Here is a 25,788-nt window from a genome sequence, read left to right on the forward strand (position 1 = left end):
CATGGACAAGACCCTGACTCGAGTGTCGCCCAACTGGCTGGACACCACAGCAAAACGCACTCTGTTTGCCCTGCTGCCGCGACTGCGCGGCGGCTGCCTGGTGATTCAGGATCAGCAGGAGCACCAGTTTGGTGATGCCAACAGCCCGCTCAAAGGGGTGATTCGAATTCATCACCCCAGAGCCTATCGGCAGATTCTGCTGGGTGGATCCATTGGCGCGGGAGAGGGGTTCATTCAGGGCCACTGGAGCAGCCCGGATCTGGTGGCCGTCGTTCAGGTAATGGCCAGAAACCTTAAGGTGCTGGAAGCGTTGGAGTCGCGACTGTCCTGGATAACCAAGGTGTCCAATCTGCTGACACACCGACGTAACCACAACAGCAAAGCCGGGTCAAAGCGCAACATTGTCGCCCACTACGATCTGGGCAACGATCTGTACCAGACCTTCCTGGATAAGCAGATGGTTTATTCCAGTGCCATCTACCCTCACGACGGTGCCAGCCTCGAGCAAGCACAGACCCACAAACTGGAACTGATCTGCCAGCGACTGCAACTCAAGCCTGGCGAAACCCTGCTGGAGATCGGCACCGGATGGGGCGCGCTGGCGATCCACGCCGCACGCCATTATCAGGTTCAGGTGACCACCACCACCATTTCCGACGCCCAATATGAGTATGCGCGCCAGCGGGTGGAGCAGGAGGGATTATCGGAACGCATCACCTTGCTGAAACAGGACTATCGGGAGTTGCAGGGACGCTACGACAAACTGGTGTCCATTGAGATGATCGAAGCGGTGGGCCATGAGTACCTGAGCACCTTTTTCAGCACTTGCCGCGCCCGCTTGCATGAGCACGGCCGCATGCTGATTCAGGCCATTACCATCAACGACCAGCGTTACGATGCCTATCGCCGCGGAGTGGATTTCATTCAGCGGTACATCTTTCCCGGCGGCTGTCTGCCTTCCATCGAACGTCTGAGCCGCCACATCGCCACCGACACCGACATGGTGATCAGTGCCCTGCACGACATCGGCCAGGACTATGGGCGGACGCTTAAGCACTGGCACCAGCGCTTCAATCAGTCGCTACCGCAGATTCGAAACCTGGGCTATCAGGAAGATTTTATTCGAATGTGGCAGTTCTATCTCGGCTACTGCGAAGGCGCATTTTACGAGCGCAGCATCAGCACCGTGCATCTGGTGGCCAACAGACCGCTGTACCGGGGCCGCCCCTGAGCGGCGCCCCTTTGGCAGCGGTCACAGCCAGCGCCGCACCCGCCGGCAATAGTGGCGATATTCGTCACCAAACAGCCGCTCCATGGCCCGCTCCTCAGGTACGATCTGGAACCGGTTCATGTACAAGACAAACAGCGGTACCGCAATCAGCGCCAGCCCGTCCGCCAATGCCAATACCCAGGCACACAAACACAGCAGCAATGCCAGGTACATAGGGTTGCGGCTGAAGCGGTAGACTCCGGCCGTCACCAACTGCGACGCCTCACCGGGCCGGGTCGGGTTCACCGTAGTACGGCGGCGACGAAACCCCACCACCGCGGTTAATCCGAGAGCCAGCGCCAGGGTGACCAGCAGCAGTGGCACAGCCAGCGCCAGCATGCCTCCCAGATTCATCGGTAAGAACGCACACTGCGCCAGCCACCAGGCGACAACGCCGTGCAGCAACACCACCGCCACCGGCGGCAATCGAAGTTCCAATTCCTGCATCTTTCATCCTTGAACTCATACCGGGTTGGCCGTGACTCAACGCCGGGGTTGTTTCTTCTCCAGCCGGCTCAGCTCCGCATCAAACTCGTCCGGGAACAGCACCACGCCCTCCTCCTGTTGATGGGGAAACGCGATAACCGCCAGCTCATCCTGCTCCAGCCCGCGGGTCCAGCGGCTGTGCCATTTCGCCAGAGAGATCGGCTCGGCTTTGCAGTGCGACCACTCGCCGGTCGCCCATTGCTCCGCCAGTTGCTGATGAGGCCAGACCGGCACCCCATCCTCATCTTCGGTATTAAACATGACCGAGCCATATTCATCAATCAACAACCACAGGCGACGGGTGTCAACGGCGGTTTTCAGCAGATACTGCAACCGTTGCTCGGCATCAAAGCCATTCAGCTGTTGCATCAGTTCGGCATCGATGGCATTGGACATCGTTCTCTTTCCTTACAAAAAAATGCCACCGGCTCTCGGCCTGGTGGCACAGATTAAACATTACGACCGCCCTGGCCGAAACCGTCGCCGTTATCGGGCCTCGTAAGCCGATAACGCGGTCTCAAGGGCATCGATGTCGTTGTTACACAACAGCGGCTTCAGCGTTTCAAACTTCGCTTCATCCCACTCATAAATTCCCAGCGCCAGCAAGCGTTCGATGACCGGTTGCTCAAACCGCGTTTTGATCACCTTGGCAGGCGAACCACCCACCACGGTATAGGGTGGCACCGAACGGGTCACCACACTGTTGGCCGCCACCACCGCCCCTTCACCCAGGGTTACCCCCGGCATGATCATGGCACGCATTCCGATCCAGGCGCCACTGCCGATGTGGGTGTCTCCCTTCCCCTGGTAGGCCTCGGTGATGTGCTCCATAAAGGGGTACAGACAGAACCAGTCCGTCCTGTGGGTATGATTGCCCCCCATCAAAATCACCGCTTCGGCACCGATGCAGACGCAATCGCCGATGTACAGTTGATCCACGGGCCAGGGGGGCAGGCGATCACGGGTCTGTTCATCACCATGGAGGTAACGCACCACGCTGCGCTCAAAGCCCTCGTCCCAGAAATCGCTGTAATAACTGCGGGTGCCGGTAATGTGGATATGGGGATTCTGAACCGTCTGGTGAAGTAACTCAAACCGGGTCCAGTGTTTTTGATTCTCAGTCATCAGGGTCTCTCATTCACTAATTTCGTGTGTCTCCCTATCGGGAGGATTTAAATTAGAGGAAAGGAAACGCTAACCAATTCGGGGCTGTTTAAGACGAGGGTTCATCGTCGGTCACTGCTGCTTGCCAACACTCAGGGGAACCAGTTTACCACTGATAGTGATAGCCAACCATTACTCCTTGCCATCAACGGCGCTGACGTCCACCTGGACACCGGCCAGCCTCAGTGATGACGGTCGGTCCGGCGACACAAAAATACTGGTCGATAACCGGTTGCTGCCGGACAGCATCTCGGTGCTGACCTTAATGCCGGCGCTGTTTTCCTGGGTTAACGCCATAAAAACCAATCGCCCGCCGTTGCCCAATTCGATCACCTCAGGCTCTCCGCTGATCAGGCCGATGTCATAACCACCATAGTCGGAACTGATCTGCACCCGGGCGCACGGCTCCTTTGCCATCGCCACTATCGGTACCACCGCTGCCAAGAGTACGCTCCACCGTCTCATCACCACTCCTTGTCCCTACGCATGCTGTCACCGATTAACATTCACCCTAACGCAAACACTCGGCGATGCCTATGGCAACGGGATGAGACCATGGTCGAATTGCCATGAAGACAATTCATGCTGGCTAATCAGGGGATATAAGTGCCGATTAGGGTTGGCATTGCGGTGACCTCAGGGCACACCGCAACCAAGGCTATTTTCCGTCATTAACCAGGGTGACATGACGTTGCGGGAACGGAATCTCGATGTTATTGGCCTGGAGCGCCTTAAACAGGGCCAGATTGGTCTGAAACTTAATCTGGTAATACTGGGTGTAGGGCACCCAGTACCGCACCCCAAGGGTAATGGCACTGTCGCCAAAGGCGTTGATGCCAACCTGGGGCACCTGGTGCTTATCCACCTGCGGGCTGTCGCCCAGTACCTCCAGCAAACAGCCGATGGCCTGTTCCGCGTCGCTGTCATAGGCGATGCCAATCTCCGTCTCCACCAACAGGGTCTCGAATGAGTTGTGCAGCACCTCGCCGACAATGTGCTTGTTGGGAATGCTGATCAACTGGCCATCTTCATTGGTGAGCATGGTGAGCCCCAGCTGAATCTCTTTCACCACCCCGCTGACGCCCTGGACTGTGATGGTGTTGCCCACCACAAAGGGACGGGTAATGATGATGGTGATGCCGGCGGCGTAGTTGGACAACATGCCCTGCAGCGCCAGCCCTGCCCCCAGTGACGCGGCACCGATGGTGGCCACCAGCGGCGTTACACTGATCCCCAGTTTACCCAGGGCGATGATGCCAATCAGCACAATCACCAGCACTTTGACGATGTTGGCCACGAAGGTCGACAGGGTCACGTCGATCTCATGGCGGGTCATCAGTGCCAGCACCGCCTTTGAAACCTTGCCACCTACCCACACCCCCACCAGGAAGATGACCATCGCCCCCAGTAACTGGAAGCTGTAATTAACCAGAAATTCAGTGACCAGCCGATACACGGTTTCCATCTGTGCCAGTTCCTGGTCCAACATGCTTTCTGCCATTGCTCGTTTCCCCCTTACTCGATCCCGGTGGCCGCACCCTTAAAGGTTAGCCAACGCTTTCCACTTCCCCAACCTCGGAAACCCGATAGTTGGCCGCCAGTCGACTGACACCCAGGCCATTGACCTTGCTCACTTTGATCTGCACACCGATGCGCTCTTTCATCGCCTCGATGTGGCTGATGACACCGATCATCTTACCCGATGCGTTGAGGGCATCCAGGGCATCGAGGGCGGTATCCAGAGTCTCCCCGTCCAGGGTGCCGAAGCCCTCATCCAGGAACAGCGAATCGATGCTGGTCTTGTGGCTGACCAGATCCGACAACCCCAGCGCCAGCGCCAGACTCACCAGAAAACTCTCGCCGCCGGACAGGGTTCGAGTATCGCGAACCACGTCTCCCTGCCAGGTGTCTTTAATCTGCAGCGCCAGATCGTCGCCGAGGCGACGGCTGAGCTGATAGCGGCCATGCAGGCGCTGCAGCTGCAGGTTAGCCAGGTACACCAGATGATCCAGCGTCAGTCCCTGGGCAAACTTGCGGAACTTGTCCCCTTCGCGGGAGCCGATCAGGCTGTTGAGGTGCGCCCAGTCATCGACACTGGCTTTACTGGCTTCGATCTCCGCCAGCAGATCGGACAACGATTCCCGACGGCGGGCGTCCTCATCCAGCTGCTGCTTGACCTCGCCCATGGCACTGATCAGCATTCGGCTGGACTCGCTCAGTTGGGCCATGGAGTCGTTGATCTCCGCCAATGTCAGTGTCGGTGCCAGCGCCGGCGGCCGTTGGTCACGGTGTGCCGTCAGCCGCAGTTCCGACTCCTTAACCAGGGCTTCGCAGCCGGCCTGATCCCGCTCCAGCTGTTGCTTCAACTGCTGCAGCTGCGCCTTTTGCTCCGGCTCCAGCAGCGCCTGCTCCAGCTGGCTCTGGCTGGCGAACATCGACAGCGCCAGCTCGCCCTGCAGTGCTTTTCTTGACTCGGTCCAGCGATCGGTCAGCTTGTGGCCGTCCTGCTTGAGCTGCTCGCACTGCCCCTGCAGCTGGGCACTCTGTTGCTGCGACTGCTGTTGCAGCTGCTGTTGCTGCTGCAACTGCTCGGAGGCAGCGGTCAGGGCCTCGGCCACACGCTGGCGTTCGGCGTCCACCTCGGTGTCACCAAACAGCTCCGTGCGCTGGGCCCTGAGCTGCGACTGCTGCTCGGCTGTCGTCGCCAGCACTGCCTCGGCGCCCTCTTTCTCCAGCGCCTGCAGCTGCAGTTTCTCCTGCGAAGACGCCAGCTTCTGCTCCAGCCCGGATCGCTCGGTTACCAGTTGTTGCTGAGCCTGGCTGGCCAGCTGCCAGCGCTCCCAGGCCCGGGTCTGCTCAGCCAGCCACGCCTCAATACCGTCATCACCGGGCAAGGCCATTCCCAGTTGTTGCAGCTGAGGCTCCAGGGTTTGCAACAACTGGGTGCTGTCGACCTCAACCTGCTGCAACTGGGCGGTAAGCGACTGATGCTGCTGCTCCAGCGTGGCCACCGCAGAGCGGGCCTGGTTCAGGGCCAACTCCTGCTGATGCTTGGTTTCTGCCGCGTCGGCGGCCTGTTGCTGTGCCTGCTGTTGAGCCTGCTGCAGCTGGGCCAGTTTGGCCAGTTGCGCCTCAATCTCGGCCTTTTGCTGCTTACAGCGCTGCAGGTAGGTCTCCAGGCGCTGGCTGTCGCGAATGCTGGGGCCGCTGCCGATATTGAGCGCCAGGCACTGCTGCTGCCACTGCTGCTCCAGCTCCGCCAACCGCTGGCCGGCTTGCTGATGCTGCTCATCGGCGGCTTGCAGCGCCTGCTGGCCGTGCTCCTGGCGGGTTTTCAGCTCGACGCCGTCACTGCGCAGGGTTTCCACCTGGGCCTGTAGCACATCCCGGCGGCGCTCGGTGTCGCTGATCTCGATGGCCTGATACTCGGCAATGGCCGGATGCTCGGTGGCCCCGCACAGGGGGCAGGCCTGGCCGGACTGCAGCTGTTGCCTCTGCGCCTCCAGCGAGGCGATCTTGCGCTCCTGCTCCAGCAGGGTGGTGACATCCTTAAGCTGCTGCGCCTGAGCCTTATAGTCCTGGCGCTTGTGCTTAAGCTGGGACTCAATCTCGGACTGGGCTGCTTTCAGGGTCTGGCGGGACGCCTCCAGCTCACCAGCTTGCTGACTCTGCTCCCCAAACTGTCGGTTTAGCTGCGTCAGCTGCGCCCGGCCATCGACCCCCTCATCCAGCTGGGTCAACTTGTGCCGCAGTGCCGGCTCGTCCATCTCGGTCTGCGCCTGGGTCAGCGCCTGCTTCGCCTGTTCGAGCACCGTTTGCGTCTGCTGCCAGTCGGCCTGGCTCTGCTCGCACCGGGGCGCCAATGACTGGGCGGCCTGCTGTTGTTCGGTCAGGCTGACGGTAACGCTGGACAGTTCTGGCTGAAGCTTCTTCTGTTGCTGCTGCCACTGCTGCAGCTGATTCAGCTGGGTCTGCCAGGCGGACAGATGGCTGCCCAGCTGACTGTGGTGCTGGTGGGCCTGCAGATAGGTTTCACTGTGGCTGAGCTTCTCCAGCAGCCGGGCCAGGGCCTGGTCACTGTCCTGCACCCGCTCCCTGGACTCCTGCCAGGCGAGGCGGCGTTTCTCCAGCTCCACTTTGGCCTGCTGGTGCTGGCTATTCAGCTGCGCCAACTGGGTGTCGATAGGGATCACCTTGGCCAGCAGCGATTCACACCGCTCCTTGTCGGCCTGGGCCTTTGACAGCGCCTGCTGCGCCGCCAGATACGCCTGTTGGGCCTTCTCGCCCTCCAGCTTCCACTGCAACAACGCTTTTTTGCGACTCTCCAGCTCGCGGTTGTGCTCCGCCACGGCCAGCTCATGCTGGCGAACCTCGTTGAGGCGCGGCCGTAACCGCTCGGCGGGTTCACTGCGGGCCAGCGTGGTCAGGGCCGGTTGCTGCTGCTGTGCCTCATCCTTACTCTTCTGCAGCTGCGCCTGGGCCTGGGTTTTGGCCGCGTCCAGATCCGCCTCGGTCTGCAGCCAGCGCTGCTGCCCTTTCAGCTCGGTGATCTGCACCTGCAGCCCCTGCTCCTTGAGGCGATCGGCGCCGCGGCGCGACTGCAGTTGCTCCCGCTGCTCATCGCTGAGCAGGTCCACCCCTTCGGCGCGGGCCTTAAGGGTCTCCAGCTGCTGGCGAGCCTGTTTATGGTTCTCAAACACCTGCTCGGAGATGCGGCCGTAGATCTCGGTGCCGGTCAACTCCTCCAGCAGTTCGGCCCGCTCGTTGGCGCTGGCATTGAGGAAGGCGGCAAACTGCCCCTGGGACAGCAACATCGATTTGGTAAAACGGGCAAAATCCAGGCCGGTGAGCCTGGACACCAGCTCCAGCTTGTCTTTGATCTTCTCCGCCAGGATGCTGTCGTCCGCCACCCGGGCCAGCTCTACCATCGGCGGCTGCAACTTGCCATCGGCGGCCAGGCGGGCGCGGCGTTGGCTCCAGTACGCCCGGTAGGCCTCCCCTTTCACCTCGAACTCCACCTCCGCCAGGCATTCGCCACAGCCGCGGGTCATCAGTTCGTTCTGGGTCGGGGACACCGACAGCCTCGGTGTCTGGTGGTACAGCGCCAGGCAGATGGCGTCCAACAGCGTGGTTTTCCCTGCGCCGGTGGGGCCGGTAATGGCAAACAGGCCGTTGCTGGCAAACGGCTCCTGAGTGAAATCGATTTTCCACTCCCCCTTGAGGGAGTTGAGGTTCTTAAACCGCAGCGACAGAATTTTCATGACGACGCCTCCTGCTCGGTGTCGGTGTGTTGCAGCTGTTCCACCACCTGTGCGAACAGGGTATTGAGCCGCTCTTTTCGCACCTCGCCCTGATCGCCATCAAAGGTTTCATCCTGCAAACGGCGGGCAAACACCTCGTCGATGCTCAGCTCCGCCAGCGTCTCCTTCTGTTGCTGCTCCAGAGCGCCGCGCTGCTGGCCTCGGGCCCGCCTGAGCAGCAGCACCTCCACCGGCAGGTCGGCAATCAGGGCTTCGATGCGCTGCTGAAGATCGTTGAGGTAGTCGTCGCTGACCACCTCGATGTCCAGCCACACTGGCGCAGAGCCGTCATGATCGGCAAACTGCTGCAACGACTCCTGAATCTGGGCCAGGTCGCCCTTGACCACCGCCATGGGCTGAAAACGGGGGATCTCCACCGGGGTGACCGAGCCCAGCCGGCCCTGGTCGAACTCCACCATCAGCACCGACTTGGCGCAGGAGAGCTCGTCAAAACTCAACGGAATGGGGGAGCCGCTGTAGCGAATGTGCTCAGATTCGGTGACCCGCTGGCTGCGATGGATGTGGCCCAGGGCCACGTAATCGGCGCCGGGAAACTGACTGGCCGAGAATGCGTCCAGGGTGCCCACATAGATATCCCGCACCGACTCGCTGCAGGAGGCACCAATGGTGGTCAGGTGGCCGGTGGCGATGATGGGCAGCGCCAGATCCAGCTCGGCGCGGCGCTGCTGCGCTAACGCAAATACCTGCTGGTAGTGATCGGCGATCCCCTGCTGCAGCGCCTGGCGCTTTTGCTGGTCGTCCAGGCCGGCGCTGCTGCGCATCACATCACGGGGACGCAGAAACGGCACCGCGCACACCAACGCACCCACCTGCCCCTGTTTGTCTTTTAGCTCGAGCACCTGCTGACCGAGGTCATCGGCGGGCGCGGCGACCACCTGGGTATTCATGTACGCCAGCAGTTCACGGCTCTCATTCAGGGTGGCCACCGAATCGTGGTTTCCGGCCAACACCACCAGCTGACAGCCCTGTTTCTGCATCGCCACCACCAGCGCATTGTACAGCTCGCGGGCATAGGAGGGCGGCGTGCCGGTATCAAAGATGTCACCGGCAACGATAACAGCATCGATACTCAGTTCATGAATCTGGCCCATCAGCCAATCAAAGAAGGCGAAATGCTCTAGTGCCCGGCTTTTATTATAAAAGTGCTGACCCAGGTGCCAGTCAGAGGTGTGGAGTATGCGCATCAGGTTGGTCGCAAAGCGTAATGGAAAAACAAAAGGATACCCCTAATCCGGACTCGGATACAGGGTGTGGAACATCAATATTTCGGACTCACGGCCCTCATGAGTCCGAACCAGTGATTACAACCGTTTTACAAACCCTGTCCCGTCCAGGGCCCGCTTGGGGGTTACCTTGATGACCGGCGTGCCCAGGTACAAAAAGCCGACAATCTGATCCTCGCCGTCCACTTTCAACGCCCGGCGCACCACAGGGTCGGTGGCATAGCTGCCGGTGCGCCAGATTCCGCCCAGCCCCTGGGCCTGAGCCGCCATCTGCATCGCCATCACCGCACAGCCGGCGCTGAGGTGCTGCTCCATGGCCGGCACTTTTGGGTGCTCGCTCACCCGCGACACCACGGTGATCACCACCGGTGCCCGGGTCGGCAACAACCGTGCCCGCGCCAGCGCCTCGCCCTGCTCTCCCCGGGCCTGGGCCGCTTCAAAAAAGATCTCCCCCAACCGGTTCAGCCCCTCATCCTGGGCAAGAATGAACTCCCAGGGGGTCAGCCCGGCGTGATCCGGCACTCGCGCACCGGCATTGAAAATCACATCCAACTGCTGAGGCGTGGGCGCAGGAAGCGTCAGGCGGGGGCTGGAGTGTCGAGTGGTCAGGAGTGTCAGGGCATCCATTGCCTTTCCTTAATTGAGAATCAGTTACCAGAATACTCTACCAAAGTCAGGCGGGGTTTCCTAAATCGAAGTCACCTGGCTGCCAAAGCGGGATTTGACCATCGAACCAAGTGACTGGGCTGGATTGCGCCACAAACTGGGACCACTCCCCTTTAAACCAATCGCGTAAAGGTGTAGCGTTAACGCCCGAAAAATCAGTTAGATAGCTGAGCACACAGTTACAGTGGCGCGTATTCACACTCGCCACATGGCGGAGCTCGGCCAAGTATCCCATTTGCGAATGCCATTACCCTTTAATTTCAGCAATTTAGAGGTTTGCATTCACTAACGCGCAGGCGAGCCAAACCTCTGTCCATCCACACAGGATCAGCGGAGCGCCGCTTTTAAGCGAGCCGGATCCGCCTTTCGTGCTGTGGCGATAACGGCCATGTCCGGTATAAAGCGCTTAATAACAACAATTTCGCCCTGGTTCCTGGCAACCCGCATGGAATGATAGGCGGCGGGTTTCGAAAGATAAAAGGCGGTAAAGCCGCCGCATAATAAGCTGTTTTGGGCACGCCAGATCAACAGTATAGCCCAACATTACTGTATGTTTATACAGTAATGTTTGGAGCTAATAGCTCATACGTCTAGCGATGATTTCCCATTTATGACACGCTTGAAGCGCAGCCGTACACGGAGAAGCGAGCTTGCTCGCGGATACGGCTTGGCAAGCTTCAAGCAAAGGATAAAACCATCGTCGCCTGCTGGCGGCTGAGCGCACGACAAGTTGGGCACCGGTAGTTCCAGCCCGAGTGGGCGTCGACTTTAGCGGTTGTCTCTACTACCCAAAACAAGCAGCACAAGCGGACGCTGAAAAACGCGCCGCTTTGCCGAGCGTTATGTTTCTAAAGGTAAAATATGGATATTAATCGTATCGCTCAGATAATCTGCTCTGTGGCTGAGAGTGAAAATAAAGAACTATCTGATATTGCACAGGAAGGTATATTTCATATGCCTGAGTTAGCTTTTGCATATGAATGCGGTAAGGCAATTATCAAAGAATCAAAGAGTATCTTTGGTGAAACGACAGTTGAATGGTGTAGGGAATGTGATCTTAAAAATGGCGGACCAACTGATTTAGTTTTTAAATTGGATTCTGGTTATATAGTAGCAATTGAATTTAAGTTGCGAGATACGACGACGGCATATCAAAACGATATTGAAAAACTTGGTCGGATAAAAGAAGAAAAGTGTATTCGATTATTTTGTGCTTTAGTTGACGTATTTAAGCATCAATTACCTGACGATGGTCGCCAAGCACACATTGAATGTTTAGCTAATTATCAAGTAAAGCCACTTCATAAAGTAACGTTCGATACCAAACAAAGTAGGTATGTTAAACCTGTATCTTGTGTAGCGTGCGTTTGGGAAGTTGGTCAGTCGTTGTAGGTCGAAACATAACAATCGCATCAACACGATTTGCTACACTCGGCGTTGTCAGTTTGCCTTTAGTTACAGTGACTAAGGCGGTAAAATTCAGGTAAGTCTGTATAGTAGCAAACGTGTTATGCAGGCGTTAGGCGATTAGGAGAGTTCCTTGTTCGAAGTTGGTAAAATCTATAACCGTCGCTCTGATATTCACGGTGTATACAAAGGGCAACAGTATGGTGGTATTGTTACGCCAGCTAATCATCCTTATGTATTTATATTTACAAGTGATGCTGGTGAAGAGTTCGGATATTCTGATGGTTTCGGCCCTGATGGTACGTTTAGGTATACAGGCGAAGGCCAAGAAGGTGATATGCAGATGGTCAAAGGTAATTTGGCAATCTTCGAGCACCAGAAAAATAAAAAAGAAATCTTGTTGTTTGAGTCGACGACAAAAGGCTTTGTGCGTTTCGTCGGGGTGTGTAGTTACATTGAACACCACATCGAGCTGCGACCAGACAAAAATGGTCAGCTTCGAGATGCTTTCATTTTTCACTTGGACGTACTTCCGCAATCAAGGCTTCCGGGCGTGGTAAATGGAAAGGCTCCTTACTTAATCAAACCGACAAAAAGCAAATCACTTAAGCAATTGCGCGATATTGCTACAGCTGTGACCCCGAGCAATGTGGACGTTAAAGAACAAGTTGCTCATGTCCGGTATCGTAGTGAGGCTATAAAGTTATATGCTAAAAAGCGTGCAAATGGGGTTTGTGAAGGTTGCAGAAGTAAGTCACCCTTTGAAACTAAGGCAGGACCTTATCTAGAGGTCCATCATTTAACCAGGCTTGCTGACGGTGGCGCTGATTGCCCGGAAAATGTGATCGCTCTATGTCCTACGTGTCACAGGAGAGCGCATTATTCAATCGACAACAAAGAGTTTAACGAACAGTTGTTAAGAATGGCCCTTAGCATCGAAGAAAAAATCGCCTAACCAAGGCTCTACACGGACACCCATCTTTAGAGATTGGCTAACGCGCTGATTAAAGTGCGTTATCTGACGATTAAAGGCTCTACACGGACACCCATCTTTAGAGATTGGCTAACGCGCTGATTAAAGTGCGTTATCTGACGATGATAAAGTGGGTGTCTATGTATGGCTTCTATGTATGGCTGGTGCAGGGTCAAGCCGATGCCATCCGTTTTAAGCCGCTATGGCCTGCCTCCGGATGGCGTTCCTCGTGCTCCTCAAACTGCGGCTTCCATCTCCACCAACTGCGACTGGTCATCATCGGAGTGTTGGCACCTAATTGCCCAAAACTCGTCCCGCACCCGTTTAAAAGCAGCCAGGATTCTAGGGTCAAATTTACCGGGGCACCCATGCAGTATCTCTTCTTCTGCCTGCCGTTTGGTATAGGCCTGCTTATACACTCGCTTGGTTACCAGCGCATCATAAACATCGGCAAGTGCCATCATCCGGGCACAAAGGGGAATCGCGTCTCCGCGCGCCCCCTGCGGGTAACCGGAGCCGTCCCAACGCTCATGATGGAAATAGGCAATATTCCGGGCATAATGTAAGAAGGTTCCTCCTCCCTTTCCACCGGAAAAACGCGTCAACACCTTGATGGCACTGTCGATGGCATCACGGCCATAAAGCGTATGCCTTTGCATCTCTTTAAACTCATCTTCTGTCAGTTTACCTTTTTTCAGCAGTATCCGATCAGGCACCCCGACTTTTCCAATATCATGCAGTGCCGCAGAACGACAGATAAGATCAATTTTATCTTCGTGCAGCTGATCTGCGAAATCCGGATGCCGCGTTAACTCGTTAGCGAGAACCCTCATATAACACTGAGTTCGCCAGATGTGCTGACCGGTTTCATCATCACGGATTTCCGCAAGCGTTGCCAGGCTATGGATAATGGCATTCTTGGTTCCAACTAACTCCGCTGTCCGTGTCTGAATTCTCTTCTCCAGGCTTACATTCACCGCTTTTAACGATCTTTCTGCGAAAATCCTGCCACTCGCGGCCAGTGCCCATAGCCATGACAACAGCACCAATAACGGCAGGCCCAATAAGACCAGGTATACAAATACGGCTTTTAGAACCTTTTCGGCTCCCCCCAATAAGGAGTTGTCGTATCGCATGACCAACCACCATGACGCCGTCTTTTCGACGTGAATCTCTCTTTTCGGATCCAGAATCGGCGGATACTGAATAAGGGCAAACTCGAAACGGTTGTCCCCGGATAACAGCGTCCCCTGCTGCAACTTCTCAAACTCGGCCCAGACTTCGGGATACTGCTCCGGGAATCTATGATTATTATTAAACATAAACCCCCACTCCAGATCATGGCGGTCATTCATCAGCCAGTAGCCATCACCGTTAAGCAGCATGGGTTCGCCCGGTAATGACTGCATCTGCTTACGCATGTGGCCTATCACCCCTTCGGCCAGGTAGTTGATCACCACCATGCCGCTAAGCTGCCCCAGCGAACCATAGAATGGCTGTACGAAACGGATCATTGGCTTATGGGGAAGCTCAACCTGCCCATGCTCCATATTGAGATCCAGGGGGGACACATAGATACTGTTGTTATTCAGGCGCAGCCCCTGCTGCACATAATATCGGGACGATTTATTCTGTAGTTGGGAAACAGGAACCACGCCAGGCTCGCCGTTATTGTAATCGACCCGCACCAACTCCTGGCCGGTACCGGAGATCAACCGAATCTGGTCATAGATTTTATGTGTCTTTATCGTGTTAGCAAATAACCGCTCGACACTCTGGCGGTGCTGAGGGGAAGGTAACTGGAAGAATTGGCTGACACTGGCATTATTGACAAGAAAGTTCAGATCGCCATAAACCGTAGAGAAATCATTAATTGCATGTTCACGGGCCACCTCGATGACGGTTTGGGTATGCCCCCTGAGCCTTGAGGCCTCGATCCCATGTCCGACCCTGAGAGCAATAAACAGCAGGCATGATGCGATCACCACCATCAGCACCAACGCCTTTAAAAACAGATTCCAAAACAGCGAGCGTTGCTCCAAACGATCCGTTGACTGAACCTCAGACCCGTTCGCCTTGTCAAAACCTACCGAAGAAGACAACTGCTTGCTCAAATTAAACATAACAAGCCCAATTCACACCACAGTTTAAATAACCAAAAAGAAAGTCTCTTCTTTTCCCATTTGAGTATTGACGCAGATAGTTGAAAACACATTCTAAACCGCATTCATTGGCGATTCTTTCGGTTCACCGCTCCGGGCCACTGAGTCATCACTGCCAACCGTGTTAGGATGGGCGCCCCACCAGCAAAATTGGAAAGATCATGCCCCACTTTGTCATGGAGTGTTCCCAGGATGTATTTGAGCAATACGGTGAAGTCGACGTCATAACCGATATTCACCGTATCGCCATGGACAGCGGCCTGTTCAACGAAGCCGACATCAAGGTCCGGGTTCGCCCTTTCTCAACCGGTCTGGTTGGCGGGACAGACGCCCCCTTTATCCACGTGTTCGCCTGGATCATGGATGGACGCAGCACCGGCCAGAAGGCCGCTTTATCGCGGGCCATGGTCCGTCTGCTGAGTCAGCGCTACCCCAACGTCGCCAACATCGCCATGAACGTGTCTGAGTTTGAGAAAGCCAGTTACTGCAATCGGCGCATGCTCGGCTAACCAGCGTCAAGCCGAACGGCCCGGTTTCAGGTACCCTTCCACGTCCACCTCATCGATCTGCGCCTCAGACAGGTACTCCCTGGCGTACTTCAGGTACACGCCACTGGACAGGAACAGCGCAAACACCTCCGGATCCACGTGCTCATCCAGTACCATCTTGTGCAGAATGTCGATGGCGACACTCAGGGGTTTGGCCTTTTTGTAGGGCCGGTCGTCGGCGGTGAGCGCCTCAAACACGTCTGCCAGCACCAAAATACGCTCACCGACAGACAAATCCTCAGCCTGCAGCTGTCTGGGGTAGCCGGTGCCCTTCAGGGTTTCATGGTGAGTTGAAGCAAACCGCGGAACATTGGCCAGCTCAGGTGGAAACGGCAGGCTCTCGAGAATTTTGATGGTGCCAACCATATGTTCATTAATGCGAAACCGCTCTTCGCTATTCAGGGTGCCTTTACTGACACACAGATTGTACAGCTCGCCCAGGTGATTCTGCAGTTCCGTCGGCTCCAGGGTAATCCCCAGTTTCGGGTCATAGTCGGGCTGGCGTGGCCAGGGAACGCGATGCTCAGGTTTGTCTGCCAGCAAGGTCTCTACCACCGGCAAGGTATCAGAGGCAGGGGCGAGACGGCGCTCCTCCATCGGCGACAGGCCGAGTCGGTCGTCGAAATGCCGGATCCAGGTTTGGGCGCCGATCTGCTGCAAACGCTGCACTTTATCGTCGCCCATGAACTCGCCGCCGACGTTGCAGGTGGCCACAAACTCAAACTCCTGCTGCAGTTTCTGCTGCTGACCGCGCTTACGAGCCAGTGCGGCCTGGTCGTCACCGGGCCGGGCCAGTCGTTCCTGCAGATAGGCGATCTCGCAGTCACGCCACAGTACCTCAAACCGGGTACGAATCTCATGGATGCGGTTGTAGTTGGCTTCCAGCTTACTGCCCTTGTCCACCACGTGTTCCGGAGTACTGATCTTGCCGCAATCATGCAACCAGGCAGCCAACCTGAACTCTCGATATTTGTCTTTATTGTCGATGGAAAAATCGTGAAACGACGGGGCGGCGCTGTTACTGGCTTCTTCAGCCAGCATCAGCCCCAGCTCCGGAACCCGCCGGCAATGCCCGCCAGTGTAGGGGGATTTATCATCGATGGCCTGGGCGATCACCTCAATAAAGGAGTCCATCAACTGTTGTTGCCGGGCCTCATGGGTGGCAATGGCGGCAGACATCTCCACCAGGGAGTCCGCCAGATCATCGACCTCCTTGATCACCGAGTGCCGTTTGCTGACCAGATGATACTGGCGCCGTTTTATCTTGCGGTTTTCCGCCGCCAGATCCCGTATGGGGTTGACGATGGGGTTCGCCAGCAGATAACACAGCGGCAGCATCAACAGGATAATCAGTGAGCTGACTGCGATGGAGAGGTACACCTCCTGACGACTGGCCGCCAGCACTTCATCGACATCCAGCACCAGACCAAAATAGCTGTCGTGACCGTAGCCCAGGGGGGCGATGAGCACAAAGCTGTCACGGCCATCGAGTGACATCTCCACCAAGGTTCCATGGCGGGCAGGCTCTGCAGCCAGGGTCGTGAGGGCCTGATAGGGCACGGTGCGTGACAAACTCGCTTCGGTGGCGTCATTAGGATTAAGCCAGCGCTGCTCCAGATAGGCGCGGTCTTGATCACTGACTTGGGCCAATGCCCGGTTCATCAGCGGCGCCAGTGGTGCCAATTGAGGCTGGAACACATAGCGCAGATCCGAATCAAACGAGATGGCGCCAATGTCGATGCCGGCATGAATCGTTAACCCCGTCAGATAAAACACCCGTTGGTGGTAGTTCAGGGTCACTTCGGTCTCCAGTGCCGCCTCGGCCTTCCCCTCGATCACCGCCCGCATCGCTTCGGTCACCGAGGCCACCTCCAACACATCGATCTGTGGATAGTGACGACGAATCTCCGACACGATGGACCAGCCCGCTGGTACGGCGATCACCTGGCCGCTCAAATCGGCCAGGCTTGAATAGACTGGCGATTCACTGCGCGTTGCCAGGGCCATCGGCATCGTCACCAGTGGATCGGAAAAGATGCCCCAGTCCCGGTTCTCTTCGGTGCGATACACCGGCGTCAGCACATCGATGCGCCCGGCATGAAAGTGTTCGGTTAACTCAGACCAGGAGAAGCCGTTGATGTACTCCAGATTTAACCCCAGGCTGTCGGCCAACATTCGGGTCAGTTCCACCACATAGCCCCTTGGCTGACCTGAAATCGTGTAATCCAGCGGGGCCCAGTCCCGCTCATTAGAGACGGTGATCGGGCTAATGGAGTTCAGATAGGCGCGCTCACTGTTACTTAACGGTACCGGTGCCAATGCCCGCCGCTCTTCGGCAACCACCGCCTGATTAGACGCAAGCAAGCGGCCATCGCCGACGAACAGGAAGGCTTCTCCCCCCCCAATGGGCGTGCCGATATTGAGTTGAGAAGACAAAAAGGCCGACATGGTGGACAAGGCGATGTCTACCGCAACCACTGCACCACTGTCGGCATTTTTCATGGAAAAGGTCTGACCCGGAGCCTGCAGATGCTGAAAAAGGTAGGGTTCGGTACGTTTCACCTGGTAGGTCGAGGCGATCTGAAACCAGGGCCGGGTGCGGGCATCGTACTCCGATACCGCTTCGGTTTGACGCAGGACCCGAAGCGCATCATCCAGAAACAGGGTCTGTTTAATGCGCTGCCCCTGACGATCCCGAACGATCACTTTAACAAAGCGGTCTACCAACGATGCACCCAACTGCTGCCGTATCTGCGGACTGGCTTCCAGGTTGATGAGCTCATAGAAGTCGCCATTGGCCAGCCCCAGATAGACCGCATAAAATTCGCCATTGTTTTCCAGCAGGCTGGCAAACAGGGAATCCACCTCCCCCACCTGAACCCGGCCCTCTTTAAGCAGCGAGGCATTGTGCACCAGCAACTCCACGCTGTGGGCGGCTTTGGTACTGACACCGTTAACTCGCTCCCGGGTGGTGTTGGCCAGCATCGTCGCCTGGGTCGTCACTGCTTCGGTGGCCATTTTGGAGGCAAACAGATACTGCAAACCGATGGCACAGGTGGCGGTGACCAGGGTTCCGATGACAAACACAAACACCACGGTGACCCGAATGGACACGCCTTTCGGCGTAGAAGTGGTCATAGGGCTGTCTCCCTCTCCGTTAATCCATTAATAGAGTGGCGTGACGCAAGCCATCTTGAGAACAGAGTGGGGAAACGGAGGTGAATGTATGCCCGCGTCCAAGCCTGCTCACAGTCTCTGACCTACGGCTCTAAAGCTAACTGGAAATAGGTGACTTGAGAAGGGATAGGCGACTATTAATCAAACAATTATTGAGTCGGAAGGAAGCCGCTGCTTAGGGTTAACGGTGCCGCGCCGGCAATCCCCGGCACGGCAACTGGAAGGGCTAACGCGCTTTAGGACCCCAGAAGTGGTCCAGGCTGGTGTATTTGCCGCCACCAAGAAAATAGAGTGCCAGCAGCATCACAAAGTAGGTAATGGAAAACTCGATGCCGTTGTTGAGAATCACCAGCTTGCCGGACGACGTCAGCCAATCGTAATTGCCGTACTCCTGCAAAATGGCCCTGGCCCGGTCCAGTTTTTCCGGCGCGGCCATCACCTGGTCGTTGGCCAGCCAACTGGAGGCATCGGCAATGGCCAACCAGCCATTTTCCCAGTGCACGGTAAACGCCGCCACCAACATGGTCACCATCAACGGCAGGCTGATAAGGCGGGTAAACAAGCCGACGACCAGCAGAATACCACCAAAGAACTCGGTGCCGGCCGCCAGTCCGGCCATCACCTCCGGAAACGGCAGCCCCAGCCCCCACTCCGGATTGCCAAACCAGGCGGCGGTATCTTCAAAATGGCTAAGCTTGTTGTAGCCCGCCTGAATAAAGATTGGGGCCAGATACAGTCTAAGGGCCAAAGGCGCCAGCCCTTCCAGGAATTGCGTTGCGCGAAAGAATCCTTGCCACAGGGAGGTCAGAGCCTGCATATCCATATTCCTTTAACTTTGACTACTGACTGAGTAGACCGGAACCGTCCCCTCCGACTTTCAAAAAAAACTATTTTTTCGATAAATCAGCGAGATCATCTATCAAGGATCCTAGTTGATGATTGAGTCTTTTGCGTTGTTTTCCTGTCAGGCTGTCGTTGATCTCCACCAGCGACTCGGCGAACCGATGCTGATTGACGCTCAGCTGGTCTTTGTATTCCTGCGGTCGCACGCTGTCCGGGTTGACCAGCAGCACCGCCAGATCACGCCTCAGTCCCGGCCCGTCGGCGCGATCGATCATCGCCTGCTGAAAGCGCTTCTGCCACGCTTCCCGGTAACTGACCCACAAATCCATCGACTGATGCCGTTGACGGTTGAAATCGTCCACCGCCTGAGCCTGCATCGGCGTCAACTTACCGACCCAACGCTTCAGGCTTTTGGCCATGCGCTTGTTGGAAATGACCACCCGGTCGTCCAGATCCCGTTTCAGATAACGATCGATGTCCTTCTGGTTCTCTTTCCTGATCGCCGTCATCATCTGGGTCACCTGCTGGTCACTGAAAGACTGCAGCAGCGGCACCAGTTTGGGCAGCAGATGGTCAAAGATGTGAAACCAGTGCTGCTCCAGCTCGGTAATATGGGCCTGGGCGTCCTCGGCACTGAAACCGTGATCCAGCTGGGTGCGCAACCGTTGCAACTGGGCATGATACCTGGGCAACTCACTGTAACGGTGCCACTCCATCAAGTCGTCGATCATGGCTTGCAACTGGCGCTCCTGGCCACGATCGAGATCGACGTAATCCTCGACCTGCCACTCGATAATCCAGTCCAGCCAGTTGTAGACAAACTTGGTGCTACAGCCGCTCAGAACCACCGCCAGAGCAACGATCACCACCCATCGAGTCTTCACACTCCCCTCCTTGTCAGCACCACACCGTACTCCTTCGATATCAGACATCTATCAGTTGGAACCATCGGTTTCCCCAAAAGTTCCATGGCGGCCAGCGCCGCCACGTTAAGCTCGGGTCGGGATTCAAACTCGATAGATGCAGACCGCTGCGCCTCGGCGGTGGGGCCATCCACGGTGTTGGGGCGATTGAGGGTAACGACCCGGACTGGGCCCTGACGGGCGATGTGCACCGCCGCTGTTGTGGTTTCCATGGCATCCTGCCTGTAAGGTCCTTAAAGGTTCAACCTAGCGGATCTTCACCATGAATCAAGCGCCGCTCAATCCTCGCAGGCACCGAGCAGTTGCTGATAACGGCTCAGCCAGGTCTGCAGCTGGGCCAGATCGCCCCCCTGCTCCATGGCTTGCCGGCACCAGTCGATGCTGGTGGCCAGGTACAGGCGACGGGCGGAGGCCAGCGCCCGATACTCGGCGTCATTGAGCGTAAGACCCAACGCGGCGTAATACCCCTTCAGCACCAAACTCCCGACCTCGGCGCCCCACTCCACGTCGAGACAAGCCAGATCCCACAGCGGGTGGCCCCAGCCGGCGTATTCAAAATCGATGAGTCGCAGTGCGCCGTGCCGACACAGCCAGTTACCCCGGCCGGGATCGTGATGGCACAGACCGGCGGACAAGGCGCTGGCGAGCAGCTGGGCCTGCCACTGCTTTGCCGCTGGCCAGCGCTCTGAACACAGGTTGGCGGCGTAGTCCCAGGGCGCCGGCGCGGCGGGCAGGCGGTGAAACGCCAGCAGCACCGATATCGCCTCACTCGGGGGCAGTGTGTCGGCTGCCTGTCCCCAGCGCCGCATGACACAGAAGCGATGGGCCGGATCCCAGTGGATCAGCTCCGGCGCCAGCCGCTGTTGACACGCCAGGTGCCATAGCGCCGCTTCGCGACCACGATCGACGCCCATTGTGGCCCAGGTATCATGAACCCGCATCAGGGTCTCCTGCGCCGGGCCGATGACCTCGAACAGTCCGTTGGCACTGCCGCGATCAAAGGGGCGCAGGCTGAAGTGCTCATAGCCCTTGAGTCGATGGAGCAGGGTTTCAGGCCGCAACGGCATTGCCCTGAGTGCGGTAGGCACTGCGCCAACTGAAATAGCTGGCCAGCGCCAAACCGACGTAGATCACAAACAGGCCACTGGTCAGAACCAACCCCTTACTCATGTACAGATAGATGGACACCAGATCGATCACCACCCAATAGAGCCAGTTTTCCACCACCTTGCGTGCGGTCATCACCGTACCCACCACCGCAAAACAGGTGGTGGCGGAATCCAGATAAGCCAGATCCGCATGGGTGTAGTTGTCCATCACGTAGCCCAGTCCCAGCGCCGTCAGCGCCGTCAGCCCAATTAGCCGTACATGGGTGCTGGCCGACCAGGTCTGGTAGCTCAGTCCATCGCCGCGGCCGCCGTAGCGCCACTGCCAGAATCCGTACAACGCCATCAACAGGTAGTAGCCGTTAAGCACCGACTCCATCAGCAGCGACACCTCCCAAAACAGGACGGTGTAGATCAGGGTGCTGAAAAACGCCGCCGGCCAGCACCACAGGCTACCGCGCATGGCAAACAGCAGGTACGCCAGGGCCAGCACGACGGCCAGCCCCTCCCACAGGTTCATGGCACTGGCCTGAGCCAGTGCCTCGGTCAGGGCATCACTCACTGTGGTCAAGGTCAACACCACCAGGAATGAATTTGCACACAAAGACCCCTTTGCCCCACTGCTCATGGGCCGCCTTCATCTCGGTGGCCAGCAGCGCCATCACGGTGTCGTAATCGCCGCCAATCTGGGTACTCATGGCGTTGGTTTTACGCTGAATCTCGGGATAGGAATCCATGCGGGCGATGAACCACTGAATCGGCGCCAGATAGTTATCCTGAAGCGGATACAGGCTGATCTCTACTGACAACTGCATTGCCAACTCCTTAGAAATAGTCGTAGTTGAAGGTCACGCCGAACTGCTGAGGATCGCCGTAACGGATGTACTGCTTATCAACCCACCCCTGATCCGGCTCGTTACCGAAGTAGAAGCCGCGCACACCGTATTTCTCATCGGTAAGGTTACGCCCCCACAGGTACAGCGACCAGCTGTTGGCTTCATAGCCGATTTTGGCATCCAGCACCTGGTAGGGGTCGGACACCGAGTCGTTGCTGTCGGAGTAGTAGAATTCATCTTTACCCGACAGGTTCACATTGGCAAACCAGCCCTGATCGTGGCGATAGGTGGCGCCAACGGCAAACTGGTAGTTGGGCGCATGGGCCAGCTCGCGGCCGCTGAGATCCCGGAAGCTGTCCTCGCCGAGCTGCAGCACGTAATCACCGTACTCGGTTTCCAGCCAACCCACGCTGCCGTGCAGCTGCAGCGCCTCGGTCACCTGGTAGTTCAGCTCCAGTTCGGCGCCGTAGTTGTTCGAGTCGGTGGCATTGCTGGTGTACAGCACAAAATCACCACTGCCCGGCTCCTGAACCGACGCCTCCACCTGTTGATCCTGGCGATCCATGTAGAACAACGCCAGTGCCGAGGTCAGCGCGCCGTCCAGCCAGTGGCTTTTCAGCCCGACCTCGTAGTTGTACAGGGTCTCGGTGTCGTACTGGGTTTTGTCGGACAAGAATTTCGGCAGCCCCATGTTGAAACCGCCCGCCTTGTAGCCCCGGGCAATGCGGACATAGCCGTTGTGATTCTCATTGAACTGATAACTGGCAGACAGGTGACCGCCCCACATCGATTCGTCGGTGTCGAAGGCTTCCCCGGTGCTGTCGCGGTAGCTGGCATCACGCTGCTCCAGACGCAGACCGGCGGACAGGGTCCAGCGCCCCAGACTGCTGTCCAGCTGGCCAAACACCGCCTGACTGTCGGCGTCGTAATCGGAGCTTTGATCCGAGAAGTAGCTGCCGCTGGCGTCATAGGCTTCGGTAATGGCCAGGTAGTTGGCCTCCTCCAGGGTGTTGGCGTAAACCCCCACCAACCAGTCGGTGGTGCCGCCGAAGATGCGCCCCGCTTCCCGGGAACTGAGCCGCAGCTCCTGGCTGAGGGTATCCCGCTTCAGCGCCTTGCTCCAGTTGTAGACATAGACACAAGGCTCGCCATAACAGGTGCGATCGGCCCAATAGTCATCATTGGCCCAGTCGCCGTCATAGGCGTGGGTGGCGTGGGTGTTGCTCCAACTGGTAATGGCCCGCAGCGCCAGGGCGTCATTGATGTCGTAGTTCAGGTTCAGCGACGCGCCGTTGGTGCGCTGAGAGTCCTCCCCCGGGTTGTCGGTAATGGTGTCAAAACCGTTGTTGTCCAGGGTCCAGGCGTCGTAGCCGTTGTCCAGATCCGCGTGCAGGAAGGTCAATTTTGCCTGCAGCCGGTCGGTGGGTTGCCACAACAACTTGGTTCTCAGGGTCAGCTCATCCCGGGCGTTGGTGTCCTCCCGCCCCAGGTAGAGATTGTCACGAAAGCCGTCCTGCTGGTTGGAGTGCACCATCACCCGGTAGTTGAGAGTGTCGGTGGCCGCGCCGGAGACGTAGCCGCCATAAGTCTGCTGATTGTCCTCGGCCAGGGTGGCGGTCAGGCCAGACTCAAATTCGTCGCTGGGATCCATGCTTTTCACATAGATAAGCCCCGCCAGGGCGTTGGCACCGTACTGGGTGCCCTGAGGCCCGCGAAGCACCTCCACCTGCTGCAGGTCATACAAGCTGGCGGCCATACCCAGGCCGGACAGATCGATGTCGTCCACAATAAAGCCAACCGAGCTGTTGGGCGCGCCCTTGTAATCCTCCTGCTCTCCCACACCTCGAATCTGGAAGTAGCGGGGACGGGAGGTGGCGCCCGACCAGTTCAGGTTCGGAATCGAGTCCAGGATCTGTTCGAAGTGTTCTCCGCCTTCATCTTTAATGGCCTGGCTGTCGACCACGGTGGCCGAGCCGGGCAACTGCTCCAGCTCGATGTTGCGAAGATCGGCGTTAACGGTGATGGTTTCGATCTCTTGGGCGTGAACCGCAAAGGAGACCGCAAGGGCAATCAGGGAAACTTTGGTACGCATGACTTTTAGACGTCTCATTAAAACTAAAAGGGATACGACCGGATTTTGGGCAGGGATATCAAAGGTTAGACCTTTCCTACGCCGGTATTATCCGGATCAGGTTCGCGGGTTCTCCAGTTGGAATCTCAGTATCTGTCGTGATACACCCCGAGGCAGCGACCAGTATATCAGAGTTGTAACAACAGCGAACTCTGAATCGAGCCTGAACCAACTTTACGACCAATAATTCACCACATCATGGCCTAATAACGATAGCCGGTGACGAAACTGATCCGTTTCAACATTGTAAAATTCGCGATTTTTGCATAGCTTGAAACTTACCGAAACAGTACAGGCACAGAAGCCGGATGCTGCAAAGCGCGCTCAATACAGGAGTCTGAGCCCAGATGGATTGCCGCCCCAGGCCATAAGCCTGAGTCCAAAAGAAAAAGGAACATCTGCAGATGAAGATAGGGATTGTCTGTCACCCCAGTATCGGGGGATCCGGGTTGGTGGCTACCGAATTGGGACATGAATTGGCCCGCCTCGGCCATGAGGTGCACTTCATCTCCAGCGCCCCCCCGTTCAAACTCAGTCGCAACCAACCCAATGTGCATTTTCATCTGGTTGAGGCCATCCACTACCCCCTGTTTCAGGATCCTCTCTATACCTTTGCGTTAACCGCCAAGATCGTCGAGGTCGTCAACCAGTACCAGCTGCACGTGGTGCACGCCCACTACTCCATCCCCCACTCCCTGTGCGCCTACCTGGCCAGCGAAATTACTCGCAGGCCGTTTCCGGTCGTCACCACCATTCACGGCACCGATGTCACACTGATCGGCCAGGATCGACCCCTTTACCCCCTGAATCAGTTCAGTATCAACCGCAGCACCTGTGTCACCACCGTCTCGAACTTCCAGCGGCACTACATCCAGCGCCATTTCCAGGTCGACACCCCCATCGAAGTCATCCACAACTTTATCGACCTGCATCAATTCCGTCCGGACAACCCCGAAGTCGTGCCCCGGGCGACCCTGGCCGCGGATGATGAAAAAATTGTCATGCACCTGTCCAACTTTCGTCCGGTAAAAAACACCCAGGCGGTGATCAGTGCCTTTGCTGGCCTAAACAATGCCGTTTCTGCCCGGCTGGTGTTGCTTGGCAGCGGCCCCTGTCTGGAGGCTTGTCAAATTCAATGCCATCAACTGGGGATCAGCGACAGAGTCAGCTTTATCGGCGATATCCGCAACGTCGAACACTATTTGCCCCTCGCCAACTGCGTAATTCAGCCCAGTTACCGGGAGTCCTTCTGCATGGCGTTACTGGAAGCCATGGCCTGCGGTGTACCCACGGTCAGCAGTGATGTGGATGGCATCCCCGAAGTCGTCGAGCATGGGGTCAGCGGTTACATGGCCCCCGCCGACGACATTGAGGCCCACAGCCGCCACCTGCTGGCGATACTCACCAATCCGCAGCGCCAGCATCAATTCGGCCAGGCGGGACGCCACCGTGCCGCCGAACGTTTCAATCCCGCCGAAAAAGCCGAACGGTATCTACACTGTTACCGTCAGGCCATCGCCACTTGCTCCGCTAAAACAGGAAGCCGCTAAGT

22 protein-coding genes and 1 riboswitch are annotated in these 25,788 nt (G+C 57.1%); of the genes, 5 read left to right on the forward strand and 17 right to left on the reverse strand.

The window, feature by feature from the left end:
• The first annotated feature begins 1 nt into the window (after position 1).
• Positions 2 to 1,231, forward strand: a complete 1,230-nt coding sequence (locus BLT77_RS13065; RefSeq protein WP_090365968.1) for an SAM-dependent methyltransferase — start codon at positions 2 to 4, stop codon at positions 1,229 to 1,231.
• 21 nt (positions 1,232 to 1,252) lie between these two features.
• Here BLT77_RS13065 and BLT77_RS13070 read toward each other — a convergent pair whose 3' ends face one another.
• The 8 genes from BLT77_RS13070 to BLT77_RS13105 form a co-directional block, all read right to left on the reverse strand.
• Positions 1,253 to 1,717 carry a methyltransferase family protein gene (locus BLT77_RS13070; protein WP_090365971.1) on the reverse strand — a complete coding sequence of 155 codons (465 nt, stop codon included), beginning with the start codon at positions 1,715 to 1,717 and terminating at the stop codon, positions 1,253 to 1,255.
• Positions 1,718 to 1,753: 36 nt separating this feature from the next.
• On the reverse strand, positions 1,754 to 2,152 hold the full coding sequence (locus tag BLT77_RS13075) for a DUF2750 domain-containing protein (protein ID WP_090365974.1): 399 nt from the start codon (positions 2,150 to 2,152) through the stop codon (positions 1,754 to 1,756).
• Positions 2,153 to 2,242: 90 nt separating this feature from the next.
• Positions 2,243 to 2,881 carry a CatB-related O-acetyltransferase gene (locus BLT77_RS13080; protein ID WP_090365977.1) on the reverse strand — a complete coding sequence of 213 codons (639 nt, stop codon included), beginning with the start codon at positions 2,879 to 2,881 and terminating at the stop codon, positions 2,243 to 2,245.
• A 171-nt stretch (positions 2,882 to 3,052) separates the two neighbouring features.
• The gene (locus BLT77_RS13085; protein ID WP_143026630.1) at positions 3,053 to 3,385 is read right to left on the reverse strand and encodes a hypothetical protein; all 333 of its coding nucleotides are present in this window, start codon (positions 3,383 to 3,385) and stop codon (positions 3,053 to 3,055) included.
• A 193-nt stretch (positions 3,386 to 3,578) separates the two neighbouring features.
• Entirely contained in the window at positions 3,579 to 4,421 is an 843-nt protein-coding gene (locus tag BLT77_RS13090) for a mechanosensitive ion channel family protein (protein WP_090365983.1), read from the reverse strand.
• A gap of 46 nt (positions 4,422 to 4,467) precedes the next feature.
• The gene (locus BLT77_RS13095) at positions 4,468 to 8,181 is read right to left on the reverse strand and encodes an AAA family ATPase (protein WP_090365986.1); all 3,714 of its coding nucleotides are present in this window, start codon (positions 8,179 to 8,181) and stop codon (positions 4,468 to 4,470) included.
• Positions 8,178 to 9,425 carry an exonuclease subunit SbcD gene (sbcD, locus tag BLT77_RS13100; RefSeq protein WP_090365988.1) on the reverse strand — a complete coding sequence of 416 codons (1,248 nt, stop codon included), beginning with the start codon at positions 9,423 to 9,425 and terminating at the stop codon, positions 8,178 to 8,180. Before sbcD ends, BLT77_RS13095 begins: the two co-directional genes overlap by 4 nt.
• A 117-nt stretch (positions 9,426 to 9,542) precedes the next feature.
• Entirely contained in the window at positions 9,543 to 10,091 is a 549-nt protein-coding gene (locus BLT77_RS13105; protein WP_090365991.1) for an NAD(P)H nitroreductase, read from the reverse strand.
• Positions 10,092 to 10,991: 900 nt separating this feature from the next.
• On the opposite strand from BLT77_RS13105, the gene BLT77_RS20045 reads away from it, so the two are divergent.
• Positions 10,992 to 11,522: a hypothetical protein gene (locus BLT77_RS20045; protein ID WP_143026631.1), complete on the forward strand. Its 531-nt coding sequence runs from the start codon at positions 10,992 to 10,994 to the stop codon at positions 11,520 to 11,522.
• Between the two features lie 148 nt (positions 11,523 to 11,670).
• Complete coding sequence (locus BLT77_RS13110; RefSeq protein WP_090365994.1) at positions 11,671 to 12,492, forward strand: HNH endonuclease; 822 nt, start codon at positions 11,671 to 11,673, stop codon at positions 12,490 to 12,492.
• 254 nt (positions 12,493 to 12,746) lie between these two features.
• On the opposite strand, the gene BLT77_RS13115 is transcribed toward BLT77_RS13110, so the two are convergent.
• Positions 12,747 to 14,633 carry an HD-GYP domain-containing protein gene (locus BLT77_RS13115; RefSeq protein ID WP_090365996.1) on the reverse strand — a complete coding sequence of 629 codons (1,887 nt, stop codon included), beginning with the start codon at positions 14,631 to 14,633 and terminating at the stop codon, positions 12,747 to 12,749.
• Positions 14,634 to 14,833: 200 nt separating this feature from the next.
• Between BLT77_RS13115 and BLT77_RS13120 the strand changes: the two genes are divergently transcribed.
• Positions 14,834 to 15,181, forward strand: a complete 348-nt coding sequence (locus BLT77_RS13120) for a 5-carboxymethyl-2-hydroxymuconate Delta-isomerase (RefSeq protein WP_090365999.1) — start codon at positions 14,834 to 14,836, stop codon at positions 15,179 to 15,181.
• A gap of 6 nt (positions 15,182 to 15,187) precedes the next feature.
• On the opposite strand, the gene BLT77_RS13125 is transcribed toward BLT77_RS13120, so the two are convergent.
• From BLT77_RS13125 to BLT77_RS13160, 8 genes are all read right to left on the reverse strand, one after another.
• Positions 15,188 to 18,358: an HD domain-containing phosphohydrolase gene (locus tag BLT77_RS13125; protein ID WP_090366001.1), complete on the reverse strand. Its 3,171-nt coding sequence runs from the start codon at positions 18,356 to 18,358 to the stop codon at positions 15,188 to 15,190.
• A gap of 265 nt (positions 18,359 to 18,623) precedes the next feature.
• Entirely contained in the window at positions 18,624 to 19,214 is a 591-nt protein-coding gene (locus BLT77_RS13130) for an HvfX family Cu-binding RiPP maturation protein (protein ID WP_090366004.1), read from the reverse strand.
• Between the two features lie 70 nt (positions 19,215 to 19,284).
• Positions 19,285 to 20,124, reverse strand: coding sequence for a DUF6279 family lipoprotein (locus tag BLT77_RS13135; protein WP_090366006.1), 840 nt, complete (start codon positions 20,122 to 20,124; stop codon positions 19,285 to 19,287).
• The gene (locus tag BLT77_RS13140) at positions 20,121 to 20,375 is read right to left on the reverse strand and encodes a hypothetical protein (protein ID WP_090366010.1); all 255 of its coding nucleotides are present in this window, start codon (positions 20,373 to 20,375) and stop codon (positions 20,121 to 20,123) included. The genes BLT77_RS13135 and BLT77_RS13140 overlap by 4 nt, the downstream gene beginning before the upstream one ends.
• A gap of 66 nt (positions 20,376 to 20,441) precedes the next feature.
• The gene (locus tag BLT77_RS13145) at positions 20,442 to 21,230 is read right to left on the reverse strand and encodes a phosphotransferase (RefSeq protein ID WP_090366013.1); all 789 of its coding nucleotides are present in this window, start codon (positions 21,228 to 21,230) and stop codon (positions 20,442 to 20,444) included.
• Positions 21,214 to 21,789, reverse strand: a complete 576-nt coding sequence (gene pnuC / locus BLT77_RS13150; RefSeq protein ID WP_245709948.1) for a nicotinamide riboside transporter PnuC — start codon at positions 21,787 to 21,789, stop codon at positions 21,214 to 21,216. Before pnuC ends, BLT77_RS13145 begins: the two co-directional genes overlap by 17 nt.
• A gap of 34 nt (positions 21,790 to 21,823) precedes the next feature.
• Positions 21,824 to 22,084: a YkoF family thiamine-binding protein gene (locus BLT77_RS13155; RefSeq protein WP_090366018.1), complete on the reverse strand. Its 261-nt coding sequence runs from the start codon at positions 22,082 to 22,084 to the stop codon at positions 21,824 to 21,826.
• A gap of 10 nt (positions 22,085 to 22,094) precedes the next feature.
• Entirely contained in the window at positions 22,095 to 24,197 is a 2,103-nt protein-coding gene (locus BLT77_RS13160) for a TonB-dependent receptor (protein WP_090366020.1), read from the reverse strand.
• 56 nt (positions 24,198 to 24,253) lie between these two features.
• A riboswitch (TPP riboswitch) is annotated at positions 24,254 to 24,357 on the reverse strand.
• Positions 24,358 to 24,640: 283 nt separating this feature from the next.
• Between BLT77_RS13160 and bshA the strand changes: the two genes are divergently transcribed.
• Entirely contained in the window at positions 24,641 to 25,786 is a 1,146-nt protein-coding gene (gene bshA / locus BLT77_RS13165; protein ID WP_090366022.1) for an N-acetyl-alpha-D-glucosaminyl L-malate synthase BshA, read from the forward strand.
• Positions 25,787 to 25,788: the final 2 nt, after the last annotated feature.

The sequence above is a fragment of the Ferrimonas sediminum genome, from assembly GCF_900100175.1.
Lineage (GTDB): Bacteria > Pseudomonadota > Gammaproteobacteria > Enterobacterales > Shewanellaceae > Ferrimonas > Ferrimonas sediminum.